The organism is Providencia rettgeri (genome assembly GCF_041075285.1).
Lineage (GTDB): Bacteria > Pseudomonadota > Gammaproteobacteria > Enterobacterales > Enterobacteriaceae > Providencia > Providencia rettgeri_G.
The window spans coordinates 4,245,660-4,268,575 of sequence record NZ_CP163512.1; the positions used below are offsets into that span (position 1 = coordinate 4,245,660).

The 22,916-nt window shown below is 39.6% G+C and carries 19 protein-coding genes and 2 tRNA genes; 13 read left to right on the forward strand and 8 right to left on the reverse strand.

Annotation, left to right across the window (positions count from 1 at the left end; genetic code table 11):
• Nucleotides 1-1,066 precede the first annotated feature (1,066 nt).
• Nucleotides 1,067-2,617: an aromatic amino acid lyase gene (locus AB6N04_RS19365; protein WP_369309844.1), complete on the forward strand. Its 1,551-nt coding sequence runs from the start codon at nt 1,067-1,069 to the stop codon at nt 2,615-2,617.
• Nucleotides 2,618-2,633: 16 nt separating this feature from the next.
• Here the strand turns inward: AB6N04_RS19365 and idi are convergent, their stop codons facing one another.
• The 4 genes from idi to AB6N04_RS19385 form a co-directional block, all read right to left on the reverse strand.
• Nucleotides 2,634-3,155: an isopentenyl-diphosphate Delta-isomerase gene (gene idi, locus AB6N04_RS19370; protein ID WP_369309845.1), complete on the reverse strand. Its 522-nt coding sequence runs from the start codon at nt 3,153-3,155 to the stop codon at nt 2,634-2,636.
• Nucleotides 3,156-3,318: 163 nt separating this feature from the next.
• Nucleotides 3,319-3,957 carry a two-component system response regulator NarL gene (gene narL / locus AB6N04_RS19375; RefSeq protein ID WP_369309846.1) on the reverse strand — a complete coding sequence of 213 codons (639 nt, stop codon included), beginning with the start codon at nt 3,955-3,957 and terminating at the stop codon, nt 3,319-3,321.
• 32 nt (nt 3,958-3,989) lie between these two features.
• Entirely contained in the window at nt 3,990-5,756 is a 1,767-nt protein-coding gene (gene narX / locus AB6N04_RS19380) for a nitrate/nitrite two-component system sensor histidine kinase NarX (protein WP_369309847.1), read from the reverse strand.
• Nucleotides 5,757-6,227: 471 nt separating this feature from the next.
• Nucleotides 6,228-7,136, reverse strand: a complete 909-nt coding sequence (locus tag AB6N04_RS19385; RefSeq protein ID WP_369309848.1) for a DUF808 domain-containing protein — start codon at nt 7,134-7,136, stop codon at nt 6,228-6,230.
• A gap of 539 nt (nt 7,137-7,675) precedes the next feature.
• Here AB6N04_RS19385 and AB6N04_RS19390 point away from each other — a divergent pair.
• Nucleotides 7,676-8,662 (forward strand): glycosyltransferase, encoded by a 987-nt coding sequence (locus AB6N04_RS19390; protein WP_369309849.1) that lies wholly within the window; start codon nt 7,676-7,678, stop codon nt 8,660-8,662.
• Nucleotides 8,663-8,709: 47 nt separating this feature from the next.
• Here AB6N04_RS19390 and AB6N04_RS19395 read toward each other — a convergent pair whose 3' ends face one another.
• On the reverse strand, nt 8,710-9,651 hold the full coding sequence (locus AB6N04_RS19395; protein ID WP_369309850.1) for a nucleoside hydrolase: 942 nt from the start codon (nt 9,649-9,651) through the stop codon (nt 8,710-8,712).
• Between the two features lie 261 nt (nt 9,652-9,912).
• On the opposite strand from AB6N04_RS19395, the gene AB6N04_RS19400 reads away from it, so the two are divergent.
• From AB6N04_RS19400 to AB6N04_RS19420, 5 genes are all read left to right on the forward strand, one after another.
• Nucleotides 9,913-10,659, forward strand: a complete 747-nt coding sequence (locus AB6N04_RS19400) for a helix-turn-helix transcriptional regulator (RefSeq protein WP_369309851.1) — start codon at nt 9,913-9,915, stop codon at nt 10,657-10,659.
• A 334-nt stretch (nt 10,660-10,993) separates the two neighbouring features.
• Nucleotides 10,994-12,298, forward strand: coding sequence for an NAD(P)/FAD-dependent oxidoreductase (locus tag AB6N04_RS19405; RefSeq protein WP_369309852.1), 1,305 nt, complete (start codon nt 10,994-10,996; stop codon nt 12,296-12,298).
• 48 nt (nt 12,299-12,346) lie between these two features.
• Nucleotides 12,347-12,715 carry a cupin domain-containing protein gene (locus AB6N04_RS19410; protein ID WP_369309853.1) on the forward strand — a complete coding sequence of 123 codons (369 nt, stop codon included), beginning with the start codon at nt 12,347-12,349 and terminating at the stop codon, nt 12,713-12,715.
• A gap of 28 nt (nt 12,716-12,743) precedes the next feature.
• On the forward strand, nt 12,744-14,237 hold the full coding sequence (locus AB6N04_RS19415) for an aldehyde dehydrogenase family protein (protein ID WP_369309854.1): 1,494 nt from the start codon (nt 12,744-12,746) through the stop codon (nt 14,235-14,237).
• A gap of 167 nt (nt 14,238-14,404) precedes the next feature.
• The gene (locus AB6N04_RS19420) at nt 14,405-14,647 is read left to right on the forward strand and encodes an SDR family NAD(P)-dependent oxidoreductase (RefSeq protein WP_369309855.1); all 243 of its coding nucleotides are present in this window, start codon (nt 14,405-14,407) and stop codon (nt 14,645-14,647) included.
• Between the two features lie 25 nt (nt 14,648-14,672).
• Here AB6N04_RS19420 and AB6N04_RS19425 read toward each other — a convergent pair whose 3' ends face one another.
• A complete protein-coding gene (locus AB6N04_RS19425; RefSeq protein ID WP_369309856.1) occupies nt 14,673-15,338 on the reverse strand; it encodes a LuxR C-terminal-related transcriptional regulator in 666 nt (221 codons plus the stop codon).
• 403 nt (nt 15,339-15,741) lie between these two features.
• On the opposite strand from AB6N04_RS19425, the gene AB6N04_RS19430 reads away from it, so the two are divergent.
• The 6 genes from AB6N04_RS19430 to AB6N04_RS19455 all read left to right on the forward strand — a co-directional run bounded on the left by AB6N04_RS19430 (nt 15,742) and on the right by AB6N04_RS19455 (nt 22,470).
• Nucleotides 15,742-17,235 (forward strand): APC family permease, encoded by a 1,494-nt coding sequence (locus AB6N04_RS19430; RefSeq protein WP_369309857.1) that lies wholly within the window; start codon nt 15,742-15,744, stop codon nt 17,233-17,235.
• Nucleotides 17,210-17,824 carry a DUF3156 family protein gene (locus tag AB6N04_RS19435; protein WP_369309858.1) on the forward strand — a complete coding sequence of 205 codons (615 nt, stop codon included), beginning with the start codon at nt 17,210-17,212 and terminating at the stop codon, nt 17,822-17,824. The genes AB6N04_RS19430 and AB6N04_RS19435 overlap by 26 nt, the downstream gene beginning before the upstream one ends.
• 58 nt (nt 17,825-17,882) lie before the next feature.
• Nucleotides 17,883-19,451 carry an alpha/beta hydrolase-fold protein gene (locus AB6N04_RS19440; RefSeq protein WP_369309859.1) on the forward strand — a complete coding sequence of 523 codons (1,569 nt, stop codon included), beginning with the start codon at nt 17,883-17,885 and terminating at the stop codon, nt 19,449-19,451.
• A gap of 183 nt (nt 19,452-19,634) precedes the next feature.
• On the forward strand, nt 19,635-21,074 hold the full coding sequence (gene phoA, locus AB6N04_RS19445) for an alkaline phosphatase (protein ID WP_369309860.1): 1,440 nt from the start codon (nt 19,635-19,637) through the stop codon (nt 21,072-21,074).
• A 492-nt stretch (nt 21,075-21,566) separates the two neighbouring features.
• A complete protein-coding gene (locus AB6N04_RS19450) occupies nt 21,567-22,097 on the forward strand; it encodes a GNAT family N-acetyltransferase (RefSeq protein ID WP_369309861.1) in 531 nt (176 codons plus the stop codon).
• Between the two features lie 118 nt (nt 22,098-22,215).
• Nucleotides 22,216-22,470 carry a DUF1435 family protein gene (locus AB6N04_RS19455; RefSeq protein WP_369309862.1) on the forward strand — a complete coding sequence of 85 codons (255 nt, stop codon included), beginning with the start codon at nt 22,216-22,218 and terminating at the stop codon, nt 22,468-22,470.
• Between the two features lie 111 nt (nt 22,471-22,581).
• On the opposite strand, the gene AB6N04_RS19460 is transcribed toward AB6N04_RS19455, so the two are convergent.
• Both AB6N04_RS19460 and AB6N04_RS19465 read right to left on the reverse strand, forming a co-directional pair.
• Nucleotides 22,582-22,667 (reverse strand) — tRNA-Leu (locus AB6N04_RS19460).
• A 47-nt stretch (nt 22,668-22,714) separates the two neighbouring features.
• A tRNA-Leu gene (locus AB6N04_RS19465) sits at nt 22,715-22,800 on the reverse strand.
• Between the last annotated feature and the right edge of the window lie 116 nt (nt 22,801-22,916).

Below are 22,916 nucleotides of genomic sequence, written 5' to 3' on the forward strand. Positions count from 1 at the left end.
CATTGAGTGCGAGCTCGGATTAATTGATATGTATAGCTATTTAATCTACGTTAGCCACGCGCTGACTAACCTTATGAATAAGGGATACAACAGAATGCTAAGGCAAGTATGAGTCCCCTTAGCAATTACCTTTTGTCTAAGCACGTTTTTAGCTATTTCGATGTGCAAATAGGGCATTGAGTGTGAGCTCGGATTAAATGATAGATATAGCCATCTTGTCTGTACTAGGCACGCGCTGATCGCTCTTATGGATAACGGATACAAAAGAATAATCAGGCAAGTATGAGTCCCCTCAGCAATTACCTTTTGTGTGAGCACAATTTTAGTTATCTCGATATACAAATGGAGCATTGAGTGTGAGCTCGGATTAAACGATAGATATAGCTATTTAATCTATGTTAGCTACACACTGACCGAGCTTATGGATAAGAGATACAAAAGAATAGTCAGGCAATAATTTGTCACCTTTGCAATTATCTTCAGTGTTTTTACGGTTTACGATTGGATAGGTACTTTCAGCGTGTATTTCTTTAAATATGGTGGTTATTTCGTACTTAGTTATCGTTCTTATCATTGTGGCAAAAAAATGGCCATTTAAGTAGGTACTTGTTTGATTTTGTGTGATTAACAGGGCTTAAAGTGACTTTCACAATTACGTTTAAAGCAGACTCACTATCATCAATAGCATTTTAGATAACTACAGGCTCTACAATTTTTTTTTTGATATAAATACTTAGCGAGCTCACTATTTAAAGTGGCTTTATCATTAATTCGGTCATCAATTGGGTAAAAAGATTATGACCTGCATTAGTTTTAATGCCTCTGATAAATTAAGTTGTAAAGCTGTGCGTTTTCTCGTCTATTATTTATCTCCTTTTATCCGGAGATTAAATCGAACAAAATTACGAAGGTACATAATTTAAGTTTTATAATATTTATTGAATCGCACTAACTTATAATAATTGATGTTAATGTTTACAGGGAATTAACTTTGGTTTTAAATGTAAATACAGAAAGTAATTATTTTCTTTGAGGCTGTTTGTATATTTATTTTAATTGGAGGGGTATGGTTCTATTAAATGGTAAAGATTTAACACTTTATGATATAAATTTAATTATGAATGGTGAAAATATTGCAGTGGATGGTGCAGTGATGAAATATCTAGAAGAAAAACATCGACTGCTAATATCAGAAGCAGAGAAAGGTGCGAAAATATATGGTTTAACAGTAGGTGTTGGTTTAAATAAAGATACAGAATATATCAAATTAAATGGTAAATTTACTCCAGAACTAATTAAAAAATCAATTAGGTTTAATAAAAAACTAATACGCGCACACTCTGTGGGAGTTGGTGAACCAATAGACAGCTGTTTAGCTAGGGTTGTCATGGGGATCCATCTTAATATGCTGCTCAATGGCTATAGTGGAATTCAACCAGAGATCATTAATATCTATATTGAATTGATTAATAAAAATATTATTCCTTTTATCCCTAATATGGGCTCTATAGGTGAGGGGGATATCACTATTTTGAGTCATATAGGGTTAACAATGTTAGGTGAGGGAGAGGTCATTTTTCAGGGCGAAGCAATGCCTTCTTCAATAGCATTTCAACTTGCAGGGATTACACCGATAGAACCTTGGGCAAAAGATTCATTATCTTTATTATGCTCAAATGCTTATTCTGTTGCCATTGCAGCGGTTGCATTATTAAAAATAGCGCATTACATAAATATAAGTGAATTGTTGTATTGTTTAAACCTGCAAGCTTTAAATGGCAATCTCTCCCCTTTAAATCCACTCGTTTTGGATGCTTGTGCTTACCCTGAAGTTATTGCAATGGGAGCAAAGCTTAGAAGTTTATTAATCGGCTCCTCATTAGAGTCCCATGACGATGAGCGGCATTTACAAGATCCATTAAGCTATCGTTGCGGGGTATATCGACTAGCAGAATTGCGCTTAAGTTATCAACAAGCGAAAACCCAACTGCTTATTCAGGTAAATAGCTCAAATGATAATCCGTGTGTATTAACTAAAAATATTAATGACAATATGACTGGGAAAGATAGTCATCAGGTCGTGGTTCCAAGTGGAAACTTTGAAACATTACCTTGGGTGTTAGGCATTGAAAAATTAAGTTTAGCAATTGCTCATAATGCACTGGCAAGTGTACAACAGATAATAAAACTCAATGATCCTTATTTTACAAAATTAACTCGATATTTGGGTAATAAGTCTGCATTTCATGCACTTGGTGCCATCGAAAAACCCGCAGTTGCTTTAGCGATGAGAATTAAAAATCTAGCCCTACCGGTTTCATTAGATTACTTTCCTGTTGCAGGTGGTGTTGAGGATACAGCGACAAATGCGCAACTAGTTGCTGAAAAATTACAAAAGCAATTAGTATATGGTTATGAGTTAATTTCGATTGTGTTTTTATGTGCAGCGCAGGCAATTAACTTAAGAAGAAAGGAATATAGTTCCTACATATTATCTCCTAAAACAGAGGTTTTTTACCGCACAATAAGTGAATGTATTAATTTAAATGGTGAAGATAAATCACTATTTAAAGAATTAAAAATGATAAATAATGGTATTTTGCATTATAAAGTATAATCACAATATCGTTATGTTAAGATAATTCAAAATTTAACGACGGGTATTTAATCAATATTTTTTTGAACCAGGGTGTAAAAATATCAGGCTGTTGGTTTATTTCATGAAGCAGTTGTGGAATAGTGACCCAACGTACAGCTGCAACTTCTTCAATATTAGGTTGAATAGCCTGGTTATAGAAACCTACGTATAAATGGTCGTATTCATGCTCAATGAGCCCACCATTGACATCAGCTTTGTAGATAAGAGAATCAACATAAGTGAGCGGGGTAATAAAACCTAACTCTTCTTGTAATCTACGTAGAGCTGCATCTTGTGTGTTCTCATTTGGTTTTGGATGACTACAGCATGAATTGGCCCATTGCCCCGCAGAATGGTATTTATGAAGAGCTCTTTGTTGAATTAATAGCTCTTTTTTATCATTAAAAATAAAAATCGAAAATGCGCGATGTAAACGGCCTAGTTGATGAGCTAGTAATTTAGGCATTGTGCCTATTTCTACATCATTTTCGTTAACCAAAATTAAATCGTCTTCCATTTATTACGCTTCCATGATTAAAATTATTGCTATAGTTTATTATAGTTAAATAAACAAAATTGCAGATTTGAGCTATCCACTAAAAATACTTCGTTTGTGATCTTTAGTTTATTTCTTTAAACAATGGCAGCTATATCATTATTTGTACTGCCATTATGATTTTCTATTTTTGTTGTAAAACCCACACAGCAGCTTCTACTCGAGACTTCAAGTTTAATTTTTTTAGTAAATGCTTTACGTGTACTTTTACGGTACTTTCTGCGATATCAAGTTTACGCGCAATCATTTTATTTGAAAGCCCCTGAGAGATTAGCTCTAAAATATCAGCTTCTCTTGGTGTTAGGGTGGCAATATTACTTTCATCGTGACTCGGATTATCACGTAAAGACTCAGCAAGAACCGATGTTAGTGTTGGGCTCACAACCAGTTTCCCACTAGCCGCTTCTTTAAGTGCGACAATAAGCTCCTCTGGCTCCATATCTTTCAATAAATAGCCATCAGCCCCGCGTTTTAAAGCATTCACGAGGTCATCACTATAATTTGAAACGGTGAAGAGGATAATTCGTCCTGATAATTCTCTCTTTCTTAATTCATCAAGCGTTTCAAACCCATTCATTCCAGGCATATTTAGGTCGAGAAGGATAAGATCTGGATCTTGTTCTTCAGCGATTTGGATCCCCGCTTTCCCATCGCCAGCTTCGCCAATAACCTGCAATGAGGGTTCTAAACTAATAAGTTGTTTTACGCCATTTCTTAGCATCGGGTGGTCATCAATCAGTAGGATGGTTGATTTATCATTCATTGTATTTTCCATAGATGATTTGCTCCGGTGTATTAAACATCAGATAAAGGGAAAGTGACCTTAACTTCTGTTCCGCCTTGAGATCTGGGGATAACAAAACATTCACCGTTAAGACTGAGTGCTCTTTCTCTCATAATAATTAAGCCATAGTGATTAAGTTTGTCGGCATTTGCCGTAATTCCAGCGCCATTATCGATAATGCGAATACAAATGATCCCTGCATTTTGGGTTAACGAGACTTCGGCCGAACTTGCATTAGCATGTTTTAAAATATTGCTTAGGGCCTCTCGGATGATTTGTATAATATGAATTGATTGGTGTGGCGAAATGCTTTTCGCTGGAATATCATAGTGTAACTTAATCGCATAACCCATTCGCTCACTAAATTCACTAATTGTACTTTCTAAAGAGGGAAGTAAGCCGGGTTCAGTTAGTTTTAATCTAAAAGTGGTTAAAAGCTCCCTTAACTGACTATAAGCCGTGTTAATTTCACTGCGCATTTCGGTCAATAATTGCTGAGGTTTTTCAGGTAATGGTTCAGGTTGCAGTTGCAGGTAGCTTATTTGCATTTTTAAACAAGATAGTGACTGTGCAATTGAATCATGTAATTCACGCGCAATCGCTGAGCGCTCATCCATAATTAATAATTGCTGCTGTTGTTCAATTTGGTGTTCCATTGCTAGCATGCCAGATATTTGTTTAACCAGCATTGAAACTAAATTATTTTGTTCATCAGACAATGTTTGATCAGCTGCAATTTCACCAATAATGACACCATAACGATGCATATTATCTGACAGTTCCCACTGCAAAATTGTTATTTTTTTATTTTCTAATAAACGCTCTTGCTGTACCTCGAGATGGGAAGGGGCATCGTCTAATCCTGTCGATTGGCAGTCTATTTTGTGAAAATAAGCCTCATTACTGTCTTCATATAATCGTAAACTTAGATTATTTAATATTGTGATATTTTTCAGTTCAATAAGCACTTTTTGCAATCTTAAGTAAAGCGGATCAGACGAGTGAAGAATTTGATTTGATTGATATAAATAGGATAAGACACGATTTTTTGTTGTAAGGTCGGCCGTTTTTTCCGCGACTCTTTTTTCTAGTTGGTGGTAGCTTTGCGCCAACTCTTCAGACATCTGATTTAATGTTTCACCTAATGCATTTAATTCGTCTTGTCGGCTATTTTTTGGGTAGCGTTGGCTGAAATCTTTTTGCCCAATGGCGGTTACCATTGATAGTAATTTCATCCATGGGTAGTAAATTTTTCGCCGTAAATGCCATATTGTTCCCATCAGGAGTAAGAAAACCAAACTAATGAAAATGAGTTGTGTCATGGCGACATAGGCTATTTTCCTTTCGGTTTTTTCGTCGATGTTGTGGACTAATTCATCGAGTCTATTAACGAACGAAATAACTTCGTATCTTGCATCATTTGGCGTGTTAGCATCCACCAATGCAGGGCGCAAGGTGAGTAACCAAAAGTTGTGTAGTTCATTGAATTGCTGTGTTAAGTTCTCAACTTTTACAACTTGGGTAAGTTCGGGGCTTAATAAATCACTTTCGAGTGCATCTAGATAATGTTGATTTTGCTGATTAAGAGGAACTAATGAGAGCAATCGATAGCTCTGCATGCGTAATGAGCCTGATTTGTTGATTGCATGAGCGTTACCTTGCACGCTGATGATCATTCTATTTGAAATCGTCATTCCAATAATACCAAGGACAGCAATTAGCAACATCAGGCCAATAACTTGGTTAATAATAGAAAATCGACGATACAGGGTCGGCATTTGTCATTCCTCAAAAATCTATGGTGTAGCTAATTTTAAGGTTAGGTTGGCTATATTGTTCATAAAGGCAACCTAATTAAATATACCACTTTAGTATTAGCTTAAAGGGACGAACTTTACGTATAAGGCATTTATATGGGGCTGTAGGAATCTAATGATAATCTTACCTATTGATATATATAAGTAAAGTTATAGTTTTATTCAACAGCTAGTTACTGTGATGATGTATTATAACGTAAATTAAAGATGAGTTTTTTTTGATTTAGATCAGATTGGAAGCTTTAGTGTCGCTAAAAAGCCGACTCTAGTAACCTTTTAATACACAACATTTGAACTTATCATTATGTATTTAATTATATATCGATAGTGAGAAAAAAATAAATCAATAAGAGGTTGGGGAGAAAAGTTTCTATACATTTAAAGAAACGAAATAGAATAATACGAATAAAATGCATTATTCTATTTTTGATATTATGCCTTTTTAATTTTTGTGATTAAAGATAAAGCCATAACAAGACACATTCCAACAATCAAACCAAAAAATAAGTTAATTATTGCGGGGAGAATAAACTGCATAGCGCTACCAATAATAGGTGTTAATAGGGCAGTAAAGGATATTTCTTCAATCCATTCAGATAAATAGTGAATACCATGAGTAAGAATACCGCCTCCTACCATAAACATTGCGGCAGTTCCAACAATGGACAGGGTTTTCATTAGATATGGCGTAGCATAAATAAGTCCATTTCCCATTTTTTTTAACGATGTAGATGCTTTCTTTTGGAGATAAAGCCCTAAATCATCAAGTTTAACAATCCCAGCAACGAGCCCGTAAACACCAATAGTCATGGTAATTGCAATAATGGAAAGTACCACAAACTGATTAATAATAGTTGTGGTAGAAACGACACCCAATGTAATCGCAATAATTTCAGCAGATAAAATAAAATCAGTGCGTATAGCGCCTTTGATTTTTGCTTTTTCGAACTTTGCGAGTTTTTCTTCTGATAAAGGGTGTGTTTGCGCCGCTATTTTTTCCTCGGAGTGAAAAATTTTATGCGCAATTTTTTCTGCCCCTTCAAAGCACAAGTAAGCGCCACCTAACATTAATAAAGGTGTAACCGCCCAAGGAATAAATGCGCTAATCGATAAGGCTAAAGGAACTAAAATTAATTTATTGATAAATGAACCTTTAGCGACAGACCAGACAACTGGAATTTCTCGTTCAGCACGAACCCCAGTGACTTGTTGGGCATTTAACGCAAGATCATCCCCTAAAACTCCTGAGGTTTTTTTCGCAGCCATTTTCGTCATCATCGCGACGTCATCTAGTACAGCTGCAATATCATCAAGTAATGTGAGTAAACTACTTCCAGCCACAAGAAACCCTCAATTCAGTTTGTTTAATATATCGTTAATGTTTATTAGGCTGATTAAGTGATAATTAGTTCATTAGCGTTTAAGCACATATGTAAATTTTTAATAATATTTTATTGTTTACATGTAGGGGGGGAGCTTCGCTGCTGATTTTTATCGCTAATAAAGGTCAAAAACAATCCAAGAAATGGATAAAATCCGCCGTGCTAACTGACGGCGATTTTAATCAAATATTGTCCTACGGGGTCGATTAAAGCAGGTTTTACTTATTTGATGGTGCGTTGAGAGGGGGTTGCCTGGTTCACCAGGTGGCGAACTTCTCGCCTTGCCTAAGATGGCTTTAATTCGAATAAAAATCGACCATCAAAGATAAACTGCCCCTAGGGAGAATGGATTATGAATTTTTTATGACAATTGAACCAATGCGTTTTTCCCTTTTCTAACTAGTGAACTTTTAAAAACGTAAAAAATCAGTTCTTCTTTGTTTTTCAGCAATGTTGTATGGATAAGTAATTTTAAATCGATTGGTATAAGGTTAATACATGTCTTCTCAGCCAGTTTTGAGTGTTGTTGTTGCGGTTTATAATGGTGAAAAATTTTTACCTCAGTTTTTTGATAGTCTGCTAGCGCAAAATTTAGAAAACTGGGAGCTTATTGTCGTTAATGATGGCTCTAAGGATAACAGTGAAGGGGTTATCAAAGAGTATCAAGGTAAATTTAGTCATCTAAAAATATTGTCTCAAGAAAACCAAGGCGTATCCGTTGCTCGTAATACAGGGATGGTTGAGGCCACTGGAAAATACATTACCTTTCCGGATATCGATGATGAAATTAGCCCGAAAATGTATGGCAGATTACTCGAAATTGCATTAGCGGGTGACTTGGATGTTGCAACCTGTAATGGTACCTATGTTTATACTAATGGTGATGCGCCAAAAGCTATTTTTCCACCTAATAAGGTGCCTTCTACCGGAGTAATTAGCGGTCCGCAATGGTTAGAGAAGGGGCTGAGTTCACGTAAGTTTTTGCACGTGACTTGGTTGAATTTATACCGTTTAGATATGTTACGTGAACACAAGTTTTTTTTTGAACCGAAGCTACATCATCAAGATATTCCGTGGACAACCGAAGTGTTATTGGTTGCAAAACGTGTGCAGTTTATTAATGAGCAATATTATCGCTATTTGATCCATAACCAATCTGTTTCCCATTCATTGAGTGGTGACGAGCGTTCCGTTCGTAAGATCAATACCTATTTAAAAATTATTGATATGTTGTTAGCAATTTATCAGCGCTATCCAGAGCAAGTTAAACAAGCACCTGCATGCATTTGGCAGGTAGGTAAAGAGGGATTAGGCGTAGTTCAAGCCTTATTAGCGATTAAATCCCCTGAAATACGTAAAGAGATGGTGCAGCAATTTTTTGATAAAGGGTATTGGGAAATCGTGTGGAAGCATGCAACAACAGTGAAGTTAAAATGGCGTTTAATTAGGCGTTATACAAAGTTAAAAGACATCTTAAAAGCGTAATTTATTACATTGGTAGCTTACCAAATTGATAAGCTACCTTACGGTTATTAACCCAATTGTTTTAGCGCATCGATGAACATTTCCCATAATCGCGGGTTATCCAGCTTTGTTGCCACTTGTGTATGGCAGTCGGCGGGGGCTTGAGCACGAAAATCGGTTACCGTCATCCCAAGTGTTAATGTTCCTTGCAGCTCAATATCAACAGGTGCTCGGCGCGTTTCTATCATTGACGGGTCAATGACATAGGCAACCGCACAAGGATCATGAACAGGTGCATGGTCGCTGTAGCCATTACGTTGACGATATCCTGCCGTGTAGTAATTCAAAGATTCAACAACAAATCGGCTAATCGGCGTATTAAGCGCAGCAATTTCAGCCATGATGGCATCAGTTGGTTTCGCTTGGTGAGTTAAATCCAGCCCAACCATAGTTAGCGGCCATTTCTCGTTGAAAACGATATGTGCGGCTTCTGGGTCTATAGCAATATTGAATTCCGCGACGGCTGAGCGATTTCCTTTATGGTATCCCCCGCCCATTAGGACAACTTCCTTTACTAATTCAACGATTTCAGGGGCTTTTCTCACAGCAAGGGCAATATTGGTTAGTCCACCAATTGGCACAAGCGTAATGGTTTTTGCTGGATGAGCTTTAAGCGTATCGATAATTAGGTCGACGGCGTGGCGCTTATCAAGTGGTAATGTGGGGGCAGGGAGATGTGTGCCATCTAAGCCACTGATCCCATGCACTTCAGCAGCATTTTGAATTGCTCGAACTAAGGGGCGAGGACAACCAGCGGCAATAGGAATATGTTTTGCACCTGCAAATTCAACAATTGCTCGCGCATTATGAGTGACTTTTTCTAAGGTTTGGTTTCCCACAACAGTGGTAACCGCTAATAATTCCACATTCGGATTACCTAATGCCAATAAAATCGCCATGGCATCATCATGGCCTGGGTCACAATCCAAAATAATTTTGTGTGAAGGCATTATATCTCCTTGTATAAAAACATTTTTATTAATTGAGTAGACTAATAAATTATGAAAGGGGTTCCTGTGATCTGCTTCTTGTTTACTTATTCCATGCCCAATATTGAGTAACAAAATATTAATACTTTTGGTCGATACTGTGATTTGATTAACATATTAATAACAATCGGTTTGAGCTTCTGCAAATAATGTGTTTTTTATACCCTTTAGCTTTATATATTGGGTGGGTGAATTTTGTAAATGAATAAGTGTGGGGGCAAAATGGATAATTATCTCAACAAATTACCTGATGTAATTGATTCTGTTGCAACTAACCAGTTTTACCCTAATTTATTATCATGGCTATCATCCTTTATTGCATTTGATAATGCGATTGTTTACGCCTTTGAAAAGGGGGCTTCTCCGTGTTTTCTTTCCAAAGTTGAGCGACGCAATAGTGATAGTGTAAATCGAATTTACCAACGTGGCGCCTATTTGATGGATCCCTTTTACCAAGAGATCCAAAAAGGGGGAAGGTCTAAGGTCCTCACCTTAAAAGAGTTAGCGCCTAAAAATTTTTATCATACTGATTATTATCTAAATTTTTATAGAAAAACAGGTTGGTGCGATGAAGCTGGTTTGCTGTTAGAAATCTCAGCAGATAGGCAATTGGGAATATTTTTTGGTAATGAAGATAGGCCATTTTACGCCGAAAAGTACACCCAAGCCCCACTAAAAGAAGCCTTTGAGATTATTTGTAGTCTGGCCCGTTTACATAAAGAAGCCTCACCCAATACCGTATCGAGCCATTATCAAAATGTGGATAGGCAAACCCGTTTTGGACTAACCCCAAGAGAGTGTGAAGTGGTGGATCTGATCCTTGAAGGTAAAGGGTCGCCTCAAATAGCAGAATCCCTTTTCATCAGTCTTGGTACCGTGAAAAACCACCGTAAAAATATTTACCAAAAGTTGAATATTAACTCACAGGCTGAATTATTTAACTTGTTAATGAAACGGATCATTCAGTAATTTGTTAGGGTGAATTTCAGTGCGAGTGAATAGTAGTCATTAATAATTATACGAAGTTAATCATGTGATTACGGGAAATTTTATTTTTTATTCATACTGGTCATCATTTTGTTAAAAAAATGCATTAAATTATTGTTAATATCATAACGCTATTTCAATTAATTGAATTTTAAGGTTAAAAAGTTATTTTAATACATTTTGTTTTTATTTAAATATTCTACGTGGCTCACAATTGTTAACTTAATGTTTCGAATGTCCCTAAAGGGCTATGTAATTGTTAATGTAAGGTTAAGATAATCGAGGTTATCGCCAGGTACTAAATAAGGTATCCATTATGAATAACCAAGTAGAATCATTAACTTATTATGCTGCTACAAAGAAATATGATTTACGCTTTCCTATCTTAAAAGAAGACCTTGATGTAGATGTAGTGATTATTGGGGGAGGCTTTTCCGGGATCCACACAGCCCTTGAGTTGTGCGAAAAAGGGATCACCAATATCGCTATCTTGGAAGGTCGTTACCTCGGTTATGGTGGTTCAGGGCGTAACGGCGGTCAAGTGATGGCCGGAATTGGCCATGATATAGACGCAATCAAAAAATATGTAGGCTCGGAAGGATTAGAAACTATTTTTAAGCTCAGCAATATGGGCGCAGGGATCATGCGTGAACGTATTGCTAAGTATAATATTGATGCTGATTTTTGTCGTGGGTACGCCTATTTAGGTAGCAATTCACGACAAGAAAAAACATTACGTAACTGGCTAAAGGATTTTAAAGCTGTTGATCCTGATGAAGAAATCGAATTTTACAGTGGTTCTGAACTAAAACAGATTATCGGCTCAGATGCTTATACTTGTGGTATCAAACATATGGGTGGTGGGCATGTGCACTCATTGAATCTGTTATTGGGTGAGGCGAAAGCCATTAGCGAGATTTATGGCGCGAAGATTTTTGAGAATAGCCAAGTTCTGAATGTTGAGTACGGTAATACCATCAAAGTGAGAACAGCGATGGGCACCGTTAAAGCCCAGAAAATGTTGTGGGCATGTGACTCATTCTTAAATGGTCTTGAGCCAACGATTTACCCAAAAACGATTAATACTTATGCCTATCAGTTAATGACGGAAGAGTTATCCGATGAGTTAATTGAACAAATTAGCCCAATCCGTGGTGCGTACAGCGATATTCGACCAGTGATTGATTATTACCGGGTAACTAAGGAAAACCGTTTGTTGTTTGGTAGTTCAACACATTTTCTTGAGTACATTCCGTCTGACTTAAAAGCGTGGAACCGTAACTTAATGCTAAAAGTTTTTCCTTATCTAAAAGATGTAAAAATCGAATTAGCATGGGGAGGGCCGATGGCATGTAGTGCGAACCTTTTCCCGCAGATTGGCTCATTACCTCAACATAAAAATGTGTTCTACGCACAGGGCTACTCAGGTTTTGGTGTGACACCAAGTCAGATCGTGTGCAAGGTGCTGGCTGAAGGTATGGTGGAGGGGTCTCATCGTTATGACTTAATGAGCTCGATCCCTCATGCCAATATTATTGGCAAAGATAGCATGCGCAATGTGATTGTTTCACTTGCAAAAATCATGCACCAGACATCGGGTTACTGGCAAGGTCGCCGTTAATTCATATTCGTTTAATTAATTTATTGGAATCGATTAAAGGTAAACATCATGATTAGTCCATTATTGCTGAATAAACCACTTCCAGAACTGCTAAATATCGGTAGCGTAACAAACTTAGGCTCTGTGGTGGTTGAGGGTGATCCACAAGCGAGCGTCGCAATGGTTCACGGTGAACCAACAGATAACCTAACTTGCGGCATTTTTGCTTGTACAACAGGTAAATTCAAGATGGTTTATCCATTTGATGAAATGGCAACCGTGCATGAAGGATCTGTGAAATTGACAGATATAAAAACAGGCGTGACTGTAGAGTACCATAAAGGTGATACTTGGTTTGCTGCCAAAGGTACTGAAGTTTTATGGGAAATTGAGGCCCCACGTTTCGTTAAGCACTATCTTGCTTGTGTGAATGCTTAATTAATGTCTATTTAGTGGAGGGATTGCAATGAGTGAGTTAACCCTATTACCAGAAGTTAGCGAATTTCTGAAACGTCAACATGGGCATTTTATCAATGGCTTGCCAGTTTCTGGCAAGGGTGAGACTTTTTTTGACGTCGTCAATCCAGCCACTGAACAGGTGATCGCAAAAGTCAAAGACGGGACTTTTGCTGAAGTGGACGCAGCAATGCATGCTGCACACACAGCATTTAAAGGCGTTTGGGCCAATACCACCCCAATGGAGCGTGGAAATTGCCTAAACCGCCTTGCCGATTTAATTGAAAAGCACCTTGAGGAACTCGCTCAACTGGAAACTTTATGTTCTGGTAAAACGATTCAACTTTCTCGCTTTTTGGAAGTGGGTTCTGCCGCACAGTTTTTGCGTTACTTTGCTGGCTGGGCGACAAAAATTAGTGGTGAAACGCTAAATGTGTCATTGCCATCATTTAATGGTGAAAAGTACTCTGCATTTACACAACGCGAACCTGTTGGCGTTGTGGCTGGGATCATTCCATGGAATTTCTCCATCATGATTTCTATTTGGAAGCTAGCGGCAGCGCTAACTTGTGGTTGTACGATTGTATTGAAGCCCAGTGAGTTTACCCCTTTGACCATGTTACGTGTGGTGGAATTAGCAAAAGAAGCGGGTATTCCTGATGGCGTGATTAATGTTGTTAATGGTGGCGGTCGTGAAGTTGGTCCGGCACTTATTCAACACCCACTGTGTTCGAAGGTAACATTTACGGGATCTGTACCGACTGGGCTGGCGGTAGGGCGTACAGCGATGGAAGAGAAGTTGACTCGTGTGACATTAGAGCTCGGTGGTAAGAATGGGGCCGCATTTTTGGCTGATTTACCCGTTGAAAAAATTGTTAATGGCATTATTGAAGCAGGTTACCTCAATCAAGGGCAAATTTGTGCGGCGGCGGAGCGTTTTTATATCCCATCACAATTAATGGATGAAGTGTTGACCGAGCTTAAACGCCGTTTGTCTGCGCTAAAAATCGGCTCTCCATTAGATGAAACGACAGAAATGGGGCCTCTCGCCAATAAAGCCCATTATGAAAAAATTCTTAGCTTATTTGAGAAAGCACGCCAAGATGGCTGCGAAATTATTTATGGTGGTCAGCCAATCGCCGGCGCAGGTTATTTTGTTCCACCAACCATCATTCGAGCGAATAGTCCAGAAGATGCATTAATGAAGGAAGAGACCTTTGGTCCTGTAGGGACGTTCTTAAGTTACGATGATGAAGAGGAACTTATTGAGATGATGAATAGCACGCCATTTGGTTTAGCGGCTAGTGTATGGACAAATGATCTCAGTAAGGCAATGCGAATGATTTCACGTATAGAAGCAGGAACGGTTTGGGTCAATATGCACACCTTCCTTGATCCCGCAGTACCATTTGGGGGTATTAAGTCCTCCGGTATTGGTCGTGAATTTGGTAGTGCTTTTATCGAATATTACACTGAATTAAAATCTGTCATGGTGCGTTATTAGTGGTTAATTTTTAGCATTAACCAACTGCTTCCCGGTCATTGTACCGGGTTTTTTATGCTTTTATTCGCCCCGTCGAAAGATAGGCTTATGATAACTATATCTTATCGCAGCGTTAGGTCATGGTATGAAAACAGTGTTGCTTATCGGTGAAAGCCGCGGGATTGGTCGTGCAATGGGCAATACTGCTTGCATGTCTTGGTATGCGAATACTCATTAATTATAAAAGTGGTCATCAGGCGGCAAAAAGGGTTATTACAGAAATTCAGGCAATTGGTGACCTTGCATATGCATTGCCATGTGATATTAGCAGTGAAGAGGAGGTTGTTAGGCTATTCGAGGTAATTAAAGAGCAATATAGTGACTTGCATTACTTAGTGAATAATGCAGGTATTTTATATCAGCACTGCTGAACAGAGGCTTTAACCGCACAGCGGATTAAAATTTTTCCTGACGAATAATAAACCCTGACGACACCAGTTCCGTTCGGTTAGTGACATTTGCTTTGGTGAAGATATTGCGTAAGTGAGTCTTCACCGTAGAGAGTGAGACCCCTAACAATAACGCAATACGCTTATTACTTGCCCCTTCACGTACTAAATGAATAATTTCCTGTTCTTTCGGTGTGTAAGACACGAGAGAATCGGGAATGATATCGAACGTCATTAGCTCAGCGACAGGTAAAATAGCATTTAATCGCATAATTTCGTGTTGAGAAAACGGGCTGTCTCGCAACACGGAAATCCCAGCAATTATTTTATTTTTTCGGCGAATAAAAATCTCTGCCATATCGGTTAGGTTATTGGGCTGCATAAAATCATGGAAAAAAACCTGATTTTGCTGACGAACGTCGGGATCCATTTTGATTAACCGCAGATCGTCCCCTCGAAATTTATCTGGATGCAGCGGATCGAGCTGGCGAAAATAAGCCAGATAATCACGATGCATTTGAGTGGAGATGCCGTGCAACACATAGTTATCTGGTTGCCAGTGATCATTGACAAGGTAATACACTGACGCAGATATGGGGATAATGTGCGCAATAGTATTTAAGCAGCAATCAATTAATGTTTGCTGGTGGCTGTTAAATTGAGGTGGGCTCATTTGATTACCTCTCATAGTGAGTCGGAATAATTATCATGCGCTTTATTGCTGTTAACATAAAGTAAACATGTTAATAACGTGAGGTGGGTAACAGTATTTGAAAGTGATAAATAATGGCTCAGTGTTGATTTGTCGGGTTTTGGTATCTTTTGTAAATATGTTATTAATATATTAATAACCAGTTTGTTTGTTATCTATTGATATATCAGTAGATATTTTTATTCCCTTCCATTTTTTGGGTACTTTTCGAATAATTGTAAGGCGTTCCCTCTATCTCTAGGCATCGTTCTTTAGGACGATGTGACCGATTTATGCTTCTTTTTATAGTGGCAATGTAGTCACGTTATTTTTACAAAAAATTCACATTTATGACTGCGTATAGAGCAAGAGAGAGGGAAGCAAAATGAATTTATCCTCAAAATTATCGTCACATCTCGAAAAAGGGAAAGTTGGGTTCCCAACGACTCTGGCGAGTTCAGCGGGCCTAATTATGGCGAGCCCAGTTATTTTAACCGTCACCAGTGGTTTTGGTATTGGTGGCGATACCTTTGCGTTAGCGGTGTTACTGAGCTTTATTATGATGCAGGCACAGCTCACCACCTTCTCAGAGGCTGCGGCGATTTTACCGACCTCTGGCTCAGTGTATGACTATATTTCTTGTGGTATGGGGCGTTTTTGGGCTATCACTGGGGCACTCTCCGCGTATTTGATTGTGCACGTCTTTGCGGGAACGGCGGAAACCATTCTGTCGGGGATCATGGCGTTAGTTAACTTTGAACATCTTAATACGGTACTGGAAACCAGTAATTCGTCTTGGATGGTTGGCGTTGGATTAGTCGTCACCTTTGGCATCTTAAATGCTTTCGGTATTGAGGCGTTTGGTAAGGTTGAAGTGGTGCTGACTTTCGCTATGTGGTCAACGCTCGTGATTTTTAGTATTACCGGCTTGTTGCTACCGTTTAATGTCCCGATGGAAGGGTGGTTTGGTGCCGAGTTAAATATCTCAGATCCAACACTGGTTTTAAGCTTTGTGGGAATGGCGATGTTTATGTTTGTAGGGTGTGAATTGGTCACGCCAATGGCACCAGAAATAAAAAATTCCGCTAAAGTGATTCCTCGAGCCATGACAACGGGTTTATTCTGTGTGGCTTTATGCATGGTGTTATTTGGTGCTGCGTTAGCTAATCAAATTGAAAACGTGGTCGTTGACCCACAAACGGGCACGCGCTTACTGGAAACACCGATGGCAATCCCAGCGTTTGCTGAGCGGGTGATGGGGGAATTTGGTAAATATTGGATTGGTGTCGCGCTATTATTAGCAGGTGGTGCAACGATCAATACGCTGATGGCGGCTGTACCACGTATTTTATATGGCATGGCATTAGATGGCGCATTACCGCGCATTTTTACTTACTTACATCCACGTTTTAAAACACCTATATTCGGTATTTTAGTGGCAGTTATGATCCCATGTTTGCATGCTTTTGCTATTCAAGGCGACCTCGATCGTATTATTCCGCTGGTTTTAGCTGCCGTATGTTCTTGGGGTACAGCCTATCTATTAGTCACTATTTCCGTGGTGTTATTGCGTATTCGTCGTCCTGATTTACACCGAGCTTACCGTTCGCCGTTCTTCCCAATCCCTCAAATTATATCCAGTGTGGGGATTATTTTAGCAATTGTGTACATCACTCCACCAGGGATGAATCAGTCCGATGTCTATATTCCATTTGCAATCATGTTAGGTTTAACGGCGGGTTATGCACTGATTTGGACCGTGTTCGTCCAGAAAGTGAATCCGTTCAAACCGGTTGATGTTGAAGTTGTTCTGTCTAATTCATTGAGAGATGAAGATAATGAGGAGGTACAACTTGAGCCATTACGTCACCTCGCCTAAACCATCACTATTACAGCGTTTGGGCGGCTTAACAAAAAAACGGTTACCAGCAGGGTACCAAGCAGGGTTAACATTAAATCGAATCGAAAGGGATATGACGCCTTACCCATGTGAGTGGGGCGCTCCTGGTGTGCTGCTTATTCAACCGCACCCATTGTTGAACATTGAAGTCACTGAGCGTGTTAGAAAATTATTTCTGGCATTTATTGTGTATAGTCGCTTTTCTGTGTCGGGTTTTTGTGGTGAAAATTTGAATGCTCACATTGTGGTGAAAACCCGCGGTAGCGTAAGGAAAAAACATATACATTTTGTGTCAAAGCAGCCTGATGGCCAAAAAGTGATTGATTGGTTGAATGCCTACCCAATCATTAGAGAGACACTAGAAGAGTTAGATTTTAATTCTTGCCAAATTACGTTTAATCATGGTCATTGGCATTGTGAAATAGAGCCTTTTACGGGTTCGGAACTGGTTAGCCGAGTTCCCGCCACACGGCGTTACTTGAAAATAGGTCAAAAACAACGACATCGGTTATTAAGTGCCCTTCAGTTGATTAACCAACTGATGGAAAAACATACCGCGAGCCATTGAGTTTAAAAGGTTTTTTTGATAGTAATAATTATTATCAGTTGACTCCTTGGAATTAGATGTGAAATCTCTGCCGCTTTTAGGTTGTATTTTGTTTTCCTCCGCAGCGATGGCTACGCAATCGAGTTGCCTGCGTTTAGCTGAGCTTTCTTCTGTAGAAGGTGTGCATGATAGTGAAGGTCATAGCTGCGTCTATTTTGAAGCTTTGCAGCAAGATTTTATTAAGCAGCGCGGTGAGGGGGTATCTCAAGTCGTTTTGTTAAATGCCAACAAACAGCCTGTCCGTGTATTGCAAGCTTATGGCTCTACTTTAGAGCCTCATACCGCAGACTATATCGTTCCACAAAATGGTGTGTATTATCTCGATTTACAAGGCTCTCCGGGGAAACCATGGCAGCTACAGTTTGATATAAGCGATTACCAACCTTTAGAGATTAAAAAAGACAACGAGCCTGTTAGCCCAAAACTGCAAAGCTTATTGGATGAACATTATCATCATGGTGATACCAACGCGTTTTGGCAGGCGGTTGCCGCGCAAGGGACGCCACTTATTGAAGATCTTGCGGGGCATCAAAAACGCGCGACATTTTTATGGCGCGGTGCGAAATCAAATGCCTATATTTTAGGTGCGCCTTCAGGGAACCATGAAAGAATGGCGCAAATCGCGGGGACAGATATTTGGTATCGTTCTTTTATCATCCCAGGTGATACATTGACCCAATATAAAATTGCTCCTGATATTCCGAACGTTCCAGAGGGCGGGCCTGCACAGCGCAAAGCGATTTTAGTCACTGCACAGGCTGACCCTTATAACTCACAAAGTATCCCTTCTGCTTCAACGGATACCTATAATCGTTTTTCTTTGTTATCCCTGACACCGAATATCCGCCAGTGTCAATTTGCTGCCATTGAAAAAAGCCAAATGAAAGGGCAATTAGAGACCTTTACGTTATCCAGCCAAGTTTTAAATAATGAGCGGCAAATTACGCTTTATCGACCAAATATCCCGATGGAACAGCCTGCTTTACTTGTACTTTTAGATGGGCAAATTTACCTTCATACTTATCAAATGGCCAAATTTTTTGATCGCTGGATAAACAAAGGCGATTTCCCACCAATGCATATTGTGTTTGTTGATAGCGTTAGTGCCGACAGGCGTGGTAAAGAACTACCACCTAATGCACTTTTCCCGCAATTGCTGGTGGATGAATTAATGCCCAAATTAGCGGAAAAAGGTATTCGTGCGAAAGCAGAACACACCATTATTGCTGGCTCAAGTTTTGGGGGGCTAGGGGCAACATGGAATGCATTACAGCACCCTGAAGTGTTTGGTAATGTGCTCAGTATGTCAGGATCTTATTGGTGGACACCAAAAGGAGAAGATCCTGAATGGCTAATTCGTGAAATTGAAACTATGCCAGCGCAGCCAATTCGTTTTTTCCTTGAGGCGGGCTTATTTGAGCAACGGGGGAGTTGGGGGGGGATCATTCAAAACCATTACCAACTACTGGAAGTATTGAAACATAAAGGCTATTCCGTGGATGCCATCGAATTGCCCAGTGGGCACGATTATGTTTCTTGGTGCGAAACGTTATACGAAGGGACTAAACAGCTAACTTCCCAATGGTAACAATCGGTAAGTTTCAACCGCGAAAGGCAGCTTATGATGGGCTGCTTTTTTCACATTTATGACAATCGTCTTCATTTCGCCATAAAAGCGTCATTCAACTGTCATCTAGCTACTTTAGCATGCCTATCATTATTTGTAGCATTCTTTCTCTTTTCTCATTATTGATTGGCAAGGAAAACAGTTATGACTGGTAATTTTATGAAGTCCTTTTTAGCTGTCACAGTCAGCACATTAATGTTAGGTAGCACTCTTCCGGCTTATGCGGCGGATAAAAATGATGCCGTTTCAGAAAACCGTGCAGCGCAAGGTGATATCACCAAGTTTGGTGGTGCACGCCGTTTAGCAACCGAGCAAACGGATATAATGAAAGCAGCCTTACATAATGGCAAAGCGAAGAACGTTATTTTATTTATTGGTGATGGCATGGGGGATTCAGAAATCACCGTTGCACGTAACTATGCAGAAGGGGCTTCAGGCTTCTTTAAAGGTATTGATGCATTGCCGATTACGGGTCAATATACGCACTATGCGTTAGATAAAAAAACACAAAAACCTGATTATGTTACAGATTCAGCGGCATCAGCCACAGCATGGTCCTCTGGTGTGAAAACCTACAATGGGGCGTTAGGGGTTGATGTGTTTGGTAAAGATCACGAAACCTTAATTGAAATCGCCAAACGTAATGGTAAAGCAACCGGTAACGTCACAACTTCTGAAATTCAAGATGCAACGCCAGCGGCGCAATTCGCTCATGTGACCGCACGTAAATGTTACGGTCCGGAAGAAACGTCAGAAAAATGTGCAACCAATGCTCTTGAAAATGGCGGTCGAGGTTCAATTTCAGAGCAGCTATTAGTGACCCGCGCCGATGTGACATTAGGAGGGGGCGCGAAGAGCTTCAAACAAACAGCAAAAGCGGGCGACTATAAAGGTAAAACGCTTGAGCAACAAGCGATTGAGCGTGGTTACACTATCGTGCGTGATGCACAGTCGTTGAACGATGTTAAAGTGGCGAACCAAGACAAACCTGTGCTTGGCTTATTCCATGATGGCAATATGGCGGTAGCTTGGGAAGGTCCGAAGGCAGTGCATTATGGTAATATCAACAATGCACCACTGGAATGTAAACCAAACTCGAAATTAGATCCAAACGCACCAACATTAGCGCAAATGACGCAAAAAGCGATTGATCTGCTAGCGGTCAATCCAAATGGTTTCTTCTTACAAGTTGAAAGTGCATCCATCGATAAACAAGACCATAAAGCTAACCCATGTGGCCAAATTGGTGAAACAGTTGCCCTTGATGAAGCAGTACAAGTAGGCTTAGATTTTGCGAAAAAACATGGTGACACATTAGTCATCGTGACTGCTGACCATTCACATTCAAGCCAAATTATTCCTGAGGGCACGAAATCAACCGGTTTAACTCAAGCGTTGATTACGAAAGATGGTTCTGTGATGGTGGTGAATTACGGTAACTCTGAAGAAGATGACTCACAAGAGCATACTGGTGCTCAGCTGCGTGTTGCAGCCTATGGTCCACACGCTGCGAACGTGATGGGGCTGACTGACCAAACCGATTTGTTCTTTACCATGCGTGACGCAATGGGACTGAAGCAATAAACCAACCCTGTAGTGTAAATTCTCCACAATACGGATATTGTGGGGAATTTTTATTTTATCGCCCCTATCTTTATTCGGTTTTCCTACCTTTATTTCAACCTTGTCTTAGGGGCTGTTTATCTTTACTGCTGATTTTTACCGCTAAAAAAGGTTAAGAAACAACTAAAAAATGGGTAAATGTATCCGTCGTGCTAACTGATAACGATTTGAATCAACTATTGCTCCTAAACGCTGCCCTACGGGGTTGATTAAAGCACGTTTCACTCATTTAATGCTGCGTTGAGAAGCTCTTGTCTTGTTCACCCGGCGGCGAACCTCTTCCCTTGCCTCAAATGGCTTTAATTCGAATAAAAATTGATCATCAAAGATAAACAGCCTCTAACAGCTTACTGAAATGGTTGAACTTGTTTTTTTATCCGTTATCTTGGAAAACAAATTCACTTGATAATAATAAGGCGCGTTTGTATTGGCGCGGGTAATGAGATTAAGGTCATGAGAGAAGTACGCAAGCTACAACGAGATGAAATCCCTTCGGTCTGGTCGATTGATCGTACTGAATTAATTGAGCATCTTTATTTGCATCAAGATGGTAAATTGGTGCTTTCTAAACAGCGTTTTGATATGAAAGGTTGGCCAGAAGGGGAGCCAGAAGCCTATACCCCGCACCTATTAGACAGCTATGATCAAGGCGCTATTTTTTTGGGTGTTTTTGAACAAGGGAAAATTATTGCTGCTGCGAGCGTGGATAATATTTGGCGAGGAGAGCAAAAAAACTTACTGCAACTGTCCTTTTTGCATGTGAGCCATGCATATCGCGGTAAGGGGCTTGCGGGGATGTTATTTCAACAATGTGTGGAAATAGCAACTGAAAAAGGGGCAAAAGGCTTGTATATCTCTGCAACGCCGTCTGAAAACACCGTGCATTTTTATCAGCATATGGGATGTAGCTTAATTGAAACCCCGGACCCAGAACTATTTGCTCTTGAGCCGGAAGATATTCATTTTGTTTATTGGTTCTCTTAAGTTGTCTTTTTTGTAAAAACCATGTTAATTTAAGGTTGTTTGTTCATAAAAACGATTGAAATTTATTAAAAATAAGATAATATTGATAATTATTATCATTTAAGTTGTTGAGGTCACTATGCCAACTAGCATATCAAAAACCGCAGGTTTACGGCGTATAGGCGCTGGCCTATGGGGGGTCTTTGCTGTGATATTGCTGAGCATTGCTTATGTCCTTAGCAATATGGGGTTTGATAGCCTAAAAGTGGTGATGATCACCATGATGATCGCAACGGCGGGGATGTTATTTAATCGTGGTTCTCGCCGTTTATTAATTATTCCAGCGGTTGTTTCTTTAGTGTGTTTTTTGATGGCTTTTGTTTTACAAAGGTAGCTTAGGTTTAATAATACCAAAATACCATTATTGAAAGGATACAAGGGGAAAAGGTTTAAGGATATAAAGGATTAAGCACTAAGCGGGGAAGCGCTGATATTTATTGACCAGTGGTGCGAAAGGGGGGACTTGAACCCCCACGTCCAAAGGACACTAACACCTGAAGCTAGCGCGTCTACCAATTCCGCCACCCTCGCAATACTGTTTGCCAATATCGAATTACCCTGTGTTACCTTAAAGCTAGTGGTGCGAAAGGGGGGACTTGAACCCCCACGTCCGAAGGACACTAACACCTGAAGCTAGCGCGTCTACCAATTCCGCCACCCTCGCAATGCCAAATCTAACTTTATTACAGCAGTGATAATACGCAGCGGATTTTAGGCTAATTTCAGCGGACGTCAATATTTTTTTAAGCGTCACTTTTTGTTTGATTAAAAAACGCCCAG